This window comes from Caballeronia choica (assembly GCF_001544535.1).
In the GTDB taxonomy this organism is placed as follows: Bacteria; Pseudomonadota; Gammaproteobacteria; order Burkholderiales; family Burkholderiaceae; genus Caballeronia; species Caballeronia choica.
In genome coordinates this window covers 1-6,287 of the sequence record NZ_FCON02000262.1, presented here as the reverse complement: position 1 = coordinate 6,287, position 6,287 = coordinate 1, and the positions used below count along the sequence as shown (strand labels likewise).

The window sequence follows — 6,287 nt, the reverse complement described above, 5'->3', positions numbered from 1 at the left end:
AACCTGTCAGTCGCCGAAGCACCGGGGCGCTTCCGTTTTGCGTCGCTGCATCAGCAGCAGAGAAACGAGATTATGAAGAATCCTTTTCTCCTCGTCAACAAGTTTTTCGCTTTCGCTTCCAAACTTACCGACTTCGGAGACCGCCTGTTTCCGCGGCAGTCCTCGTCTTGAAACGAGGAGTCGAATAGTAGGTGAAGCAGATGCCAATGACAAGGGTATGACGCAAATTTATTAGCTCTCTCAGTGCGCTTGCGGCGGCGCGATGGCGTCGACCGGAACCGCGTCCGCCATTGCCGCATAGCCTGCGTCGCTTGGGTGGATATGGTCCCCGCTGTCGAATCGCCGCTGCAGGGAATCCGGACGCGCCGGGTCGCGCAGGGCGCGATCGAAGTCGACGACGCCGTCGAAAGCCCGGCTCGAACGAATCGATTCGTTTACCGCGACGCGAATGCTTTCGCGTTCCGGCGGCAGCGACGCGGGCGTCAATGTGGCCCCATATATCTTGATGCCGCGCTGGTGCGCCTGCGCGATCAAGCGCTGATAGCCCCGAATCAGCGCGTCGGCCGTCACTTCGGTGTGCGGGTTGTCGCAGTCGAGGCCGGCGCGCGCGGGCATCGCGGCGAAGTTGATATCGTTGATGCCGATCAGGACGATGATCGTCCGCACGCCCGGCTGGCGTAGTGCATCGCGCTCGAAACGGCTGAGGACCGCTTCGCCGTAGCACGGCGAGTTGCTCAGCAGGCGATTGCCGCTGATCCCCGCGTTCACGACAGCCGTTCCCGATACGCCTTTCTCCGCCATGCGTCGCGCGAGAGCGTCGGGCCAGCGCCGGTTCGTGTTGGACGTCGAGCGCATGCCGTCGGTGATCGAATCGCCGATCGCGACAACGCTTTGCGCAGACGAATCGTCGACGGCAACGCTCGCAAGCCACGCATACTGCGTGAACCTGGTGCGGAACGCGTCGGCGGACGTGTCATCGGCGTGGTTGCCGGGCGTCGACACGTAGTTGGTCTGGCTCGCCACGCGGTGCCAGGCGACCAGTTTCTGGTCCCTTCCTATATAGATGCTGACCGCGAGCGGCTGATTCGCGGCGACATCGAACGCGACCGGATCGCTGTCGAGCTGGTTGCCCGGCGCGATCGTCACACTTTCGTGGCCGGCGAACAGGACGGCGCGGTCGGTTCCGGGACGCGCCGCCGCGCTATTCCCGCTCACGGCGCGCGCGACATGCACTGCCTCGACGACGAGCGGCGCCGTTCCATAGACATTGCTCAGGCGCAGACGAACGCGTTTGCCGGTCAGACGCGGATAAATCAACTGCCGGACGGTTCGGCCGCCGACCTCGGGCGCACGATACAGCGGCGGAAGATTCGCCTGCTGCGGGATAGCCTGCAGCGCCGTCGCCCAGGCGCTCACCCAGTGGGCGCCGGCTGGCGTGTCCGCGGCAGCGTCGGCAAGGGCGTTCGATACGGGAAAAAACTGCGCAAACAGGACACTCGCGCACAGGGCGGCAAGATTTCGGAGCTTCATTCGATGGTCGGCGGGCGGGACAAAACATCGATTGTGCCTGATCGACGACGCGCCTCGCAGCGTCACACCGATGTGCCCTCACACCCAAAATCCGGCCTCTCCGCCAAAAAGCCTCAGAATGTAGCCATACGGCCAATCGCCGCCCCACCTCGTATCGGTATCAATGCACATGCAATCCAGCAACCGCGCCAGCACCATCGCCAGTCCGCAGCAGATTCATTGGGAGGAAGACGGCGAAAGCCGCTCGGCGCGCTGGCGCTCGGAAAGCGGCAACACACCGCCGAAGCGCGTCGTGATCGGCGACGACCAGATGACCGCCGATTCGGCCTATCGCCTGGCCTGCGAAGGCACGGCAATCCTGTGGCGCGGCGATTTCCAGAATGCGCGCCAGTTGTTGCAGGCGGTCGCGCGCCGTATCGAACATAAACCGAAAAAGGCGAAGAAGAAGACCGACGAAACGCCGCCGCGTTCCCCGATCGACACCTTCAACCTGCACCGGCTCGCGCAATCGCAGCGCGCCCGCACGCTGGCAATGCTGCTGCTCCCGCTCGACGAGCAATACGCGATTCCGCTGCGTCGCGCGCCCGACGTGCGCGATGCCTGCGAGGAAGCGTACGGGCCGCCCGATCAGCCGTCGGTGGTGTCGCTGCGTGAGGTGCTCGGCCTGGTGGGCGCCCACGAATGGCGCAAAAAGGGCGTCGAGATCGCTGCACTGGGCGCGCGCATTCACCCCTACTACGGCGTGTTCTCGCCCGTGCGGGGCGAGTACATCAAACTCGTCGCCGACCAGCCGCTGCCGTCGAAGAAACTCGCCTTCGACATCGGCACCGGCACCGGCGTGCTCGGGGCGCTCCTGGCGCAGCGCGGCGTCGAGCGCGTCGTCGCGACCGACCTCGATCCGCGCGCCCTCGCCTGCGCACGCGAAAACATCGAGCGGCTGGGTCTCTCGACGCAAGTCGACGTGATCGAAGCCGATCTTTTCCCGGAGGGCCGCGCGCCGCTCGTCGTGTGCAATCCGCCGTGGCTGCCCGCGCGGCCGAGTTCGGCGATCGAGCACGCGATCTACGATCCCGATAGCCAAATGCTGCGTGGCTTTCTCGACGGCCTCGCCGCGCATCTAACGCCCGGCGGCGAAGGCTGGCTGATCCTGTCGGACTTCGCGGAGCATCTCGGCTTGCGCACGCGCGTGCAATTGCAGGAGTGGATCGACGCGGCCGGGTTGAAGGTCGACGGGCGGCTCGATGTCAAACCGCACCACCCGCGCGCCGCCGATCAATCCGACCCGCTGTATGCCGCACGGTCGAAGGAAGTGACTTCGCTCTGGCGGCTGGTGGCCGCGTAATTCAGATTCAGACGCGCGCCGCGAGCCAGGCTAGCGCGCCCTCGCCCGCGACCAGCCCGCTTGCAAGACAGGCGGTCAGCAGATAACCGCCGGTCGGGGCCTCCCAGTCGAGCATTTCCCCGGCGCAGAAGACGCCGGGGAGCGCCGTGAGCATCGAATGCGCGTCGAGCGATTCGAACGCGACGCCGCCGGCGCTGCTGATCGCCTCGGCAATCGGCCGTGGTCGCAGAACGATGAGCGGCAACGCCTTGATGCGCCGCGCAAGCGTCCGCGGATCGGCGAATTCCTCTTTGCTCACGCACTCGCGCAGCAATGCTGCCTTCACGCCCGTGATATGCAGGCGGCTTTGCAAATGGCTCGACATCGACCGGGCGCCGCGCGGATGCGCGACTTCTTCGTGCACGCGTTCCTGCGAAAGACCGGGCGCGAGATCGAGCAGAATCGGCGTGCCCGCGCCCTCGCCTTGATTCAGGCGTTCGCGGATCGGCGCCGACAGCGCGTAGACCAGACTGCCTTCGATGCCCTTCGCCGTGATCAGGCACTCGCCGACCCGCCAGTCGACGCCCTCTCCGCGCGGCAGCCCGAGCGCCACCGACTTGAGCGGCTCGCCCGCGAAGCGGCTGCTGAAGTGCTCGCTCCAGGACACATCGAAGCCGCAATTCGAAGGCTGGAACGGCAGCACGCGCACGCCGCGCGCTTCGAGGTGCGGCACCCAGGCGGCGTCCGAGCCCAGCCTCGGCCAGCTCGCGCCGCCGAGCGCCAGCACGACGGCATCGGCGCGAACCTGGACTTCGCCGTCCGGCGTGGCGAAGACGAGCGCCGTCGATGTCTCGTCCGCCCATCCGGTCCAGCGATGCCGCATATGAAAGCGCACGCCCGACTCGCGCAGCCGATGCAGCCACGCGCGCAGCATCGGCGCGGCTTTCATGTCGGTCGGAAATACGCGGCCCGAACTGCCGACGAACGTTTCGATGCCCAATTCGTGGACCCAGCGCCTGAGCGCTTCGGCGTCGAAACGGCGCAGCAGCGGCGCGATGTGCTCGGCTTGCGGGCCGTAGCGTGCGAGGAATTTATCGGCAGCTTCGGAATGGGTGAGATTCATGCCGCCCTTGCCCGCCATCAGAAACTTCCTGCCGACCGACGGCATCGCGTCGTACACGTCGACGTGCGCGCCGCCGACGGCCAATGCCTCGGCGGCCATCAGGCCCGCCGGGCCCCCGCCGATCACGGCAACGCGCGGAAATTCATTTGGAGTGGCTGACGGCATGCTTGGCTCGCGGGATAACGAGCCAACATTGTCGCACCCGGGAATCGGCAAGCGGCCCGGCGCCCGTAAGTCATCAAATAACAAAAATGAATTTGGCCGCGCGCCCGCGAACACGTAGCATCGCGCGATCGTTGCCTCGTCAATCTTTTCTAAACGGTTCCTCCCATGTCTGCATCCATTGCGCCCGAGCGCGTCCACGCGCCGGCCACTCCAGGCGCCGCCGATCCACGGCCCGTCATCCGCAGCGCCGCCGATGTCTCCAGCCTCGTCAACCGCGGCGCCGCGATCGGCAGCGATGCCCGCATCGTGGTCGCGATCGCGCTCGGCGGCGTATTCCTCGACGCCTACGATCTCGGCGCACTCGCGTTCGGCGTCAAGGACATCGCCCGCGAATTCTCCCTGACGCCGACCGGCACGGGCTTCGTCGCGTCGGCGATTACGTTCGGCGCCATCGTCGGCGCGCTGATCGGCGGCTATCTCACCGACAAGATCGGGCGCTATCGCGTCTTCATGGCCGACATGTTCTTTTTCGTCGTCGCGGCGATCGCCTGCGCGCTCGCGCCGAACGCCTGGGTGCTCGGCGGTGCACGCTTCGTGATGGGACTCGGTGTCGGGATCGATCTGCCGGTCGCGATGGCGTTTCTCGCCGAGTTTTCGCGGCTTCAGGGGCGCGGCAACAAGGCCGCGCGCATCGCGATGTGGTGTCCGACCTGGTATGCGGCGATCAGCGTCTCCTATCTGCTCGTGCTCGGGTTGTACGCCGTGCTGCCGGAAAGCCATTCGGGCTGGCTGTGGCGCCTGATCCTCGGCTTCGGCGCGGTGCCGGCGATCGTGATCATCGCCATTCGCAGTCGCTACATCAGCGAGTCGCCGGTATGGGCCGCCAATCAGGGCGATCTGCCCGAGGCGGCCGCGATTCTCAAACGCTCCTATGGCATTGATGCGCGGGTCGACACGGCACACTCGACGTCAGCGCCAGCGCCGCGCAAGGCGTCGTGGAGCAACTACGGCGCGCTGCTGCGCGGCGTCTACCTGCGGCGCACGGTGCTCGCGACCGTGCTCTCGATCGCGTCGTCGTTTGCCTACAACGCGGTCGCCTTTGGCCTGCCGGTCATCATTTCTAGCTTTCTCAAGCAGTCGATGCTCACCACTATCCTCGCCTCGCTCGCGCTCAACCTGTGTTTTGCGTTCGTCGGCGGGTTGATCGCGGTGCGCACGGTGCCGAAGGTCGGCGCGTGGAAGCTGAGCCTGCTCGGCTATGCGTTCCAGTTGGTGGCGCTTGTCGGGCTTGCGGTCGTCGGCCGACCGGGCAACGGCGTCGAAGTCGTGACGGCGATTGCCTTCCTCGCTGCCTTCCTGCTCGGGCAAGGCTTCGGCCCCGGCTCGCATACGATGACCTTCGCGTCGCTCAGCTATCCGACGTCGCTGCGCGGCGTCGGCGTCGGGTTCAACCAGACGCTGATGCGCTCCAGTTCGACCGTTTCGCTGTTCCTGTTCCCGGTGCTGTCGGCGGCGCTCGGGACGAAGGTCTTCTGGATCATCGCCGCGGCGCCGCTCATCGGGCTCATCGCTTTGTTGGCGATTCGCTGGGAACCGTCGGGTTATGACGTCGACGCGGAGGATTTCACGCCGGCGGCAGCGCGAAGCCTTTCCTGAAGCGGACGGCTTCTGGACGGCCTTCGCCGTTTTTCGAGGATTCAGGCTGTATCCGGCGGGATTCTCGACCGAAGAAAAGGGTGCGAGGACATCGCTGACATTTTCCTCAGAGGCGCCAGTCCCCAAATCCGCTGAAAAGCCGCTCCGTCTGGAGCGGCTTTTTTTTGTGCCCGCAGCGTTCCCACGCGCCGCCCCGCGTCGCGCAAAAAATCTCCTCTTCCGCCACCCGCCCGCCGACGATCAAGGCGAAACTTCTCAGAGCCATCTCAAAAAAAGTTATAAACCGACCGGCCGGTCGGTTTATAATCGCCCAACCGCGACTTCCCCTGAGCGAGCGATCGTCATGTACACCCAATCCCTCGATATCCCCGGCAACGTCCAGTCTCTCGGCACATCGCCCGATGCCAACGCCTCTCCCGAGCAGCAACGCTTCGACGCCGTGATGCAGGCCGACGGCAAGATCGAGCCGCAGGACTGGATGCCCGATGCCTA

4 protein-coding genes and 1 pseudogene are annotated in these 6,287 nt (G+C 65.6%); 3 read left to right on the top strand and 2 right to left on the bottom strand.

What is annotated here, in order from left to right; genetic code table 11:
- Positions 1-240: 240 nt before the first annotated feature.
- On the bottom strand, positions 241-1,530 hold the full coding sequence (locus AWB68_RS41770; RefSeq protein WP_087650006.1) for an SGNH/GDSL hydrolase family protein: 1,290 nt from the start codon (positions 1,528-1,530) through the stop codon (positions 241-243).
- Positions 1,531-1,699: 169 nt separating this feature from the next.
- Between AWB68_RS41770 and AWB68_RS41765 the strand changes: the two genes are divergently transcribed.
- A complete protein-coding gene (locus tag AWB68_RS41765; RefSeq protein ID WP_087650005.1) occupies positions 1,700-2,872 on the top strand; it encodes a methyltransferase in 1,173 nt (390 codons plus the stop codon).
- A 7-nt stretch (positions 2,873-2,879) separates the two neighbouring features.
- On the opposite strand, the gene AWB68_RS41760 is transcribed toward AWB68_RS41765, so the two are convergent.
- Positions 2,880-4,139: a TIGR03862 family flavoprotein gene (locus tag AWB68_RS41760; protein ID WP_087650004.1), complete on the bottom strand. Its 1,260-nt coding sequence runs from the start codon at positions 4,137-4,139 to the stop codon at positions 2,880-2,882.
- A gap of 165 nt (positions 4,140-4,304) precedes the next feature.
- Here AWB68_RS41760 and AWB68_RS41755 point away from each other — a divergent pair, with 165 nt between their 5' ends.
- Both AWB68_RS41755 and AWB68_RS50290 read left to right on the top strand, forming a co-directional pair.
- Positions 4,305-5,795 (top strand): MFS transporter, encoded by a 1,491-nt coding sequence (locus AWB68_RS41755; protein WP_087650003.1) that lies wholly within the window; start codon positions 4,305-4,307, stop codon positions 5,793-5,795.
- A pseudogene (locus tag AWB68_RS50290) lies at positions 5,743-6,287 on the top strand (hypothetical protein); the annotation flags it as partial. The gene AWB68_RS41755 and the pseudogene AWB68_RS50290, both read left to right, overlap by 53 nt.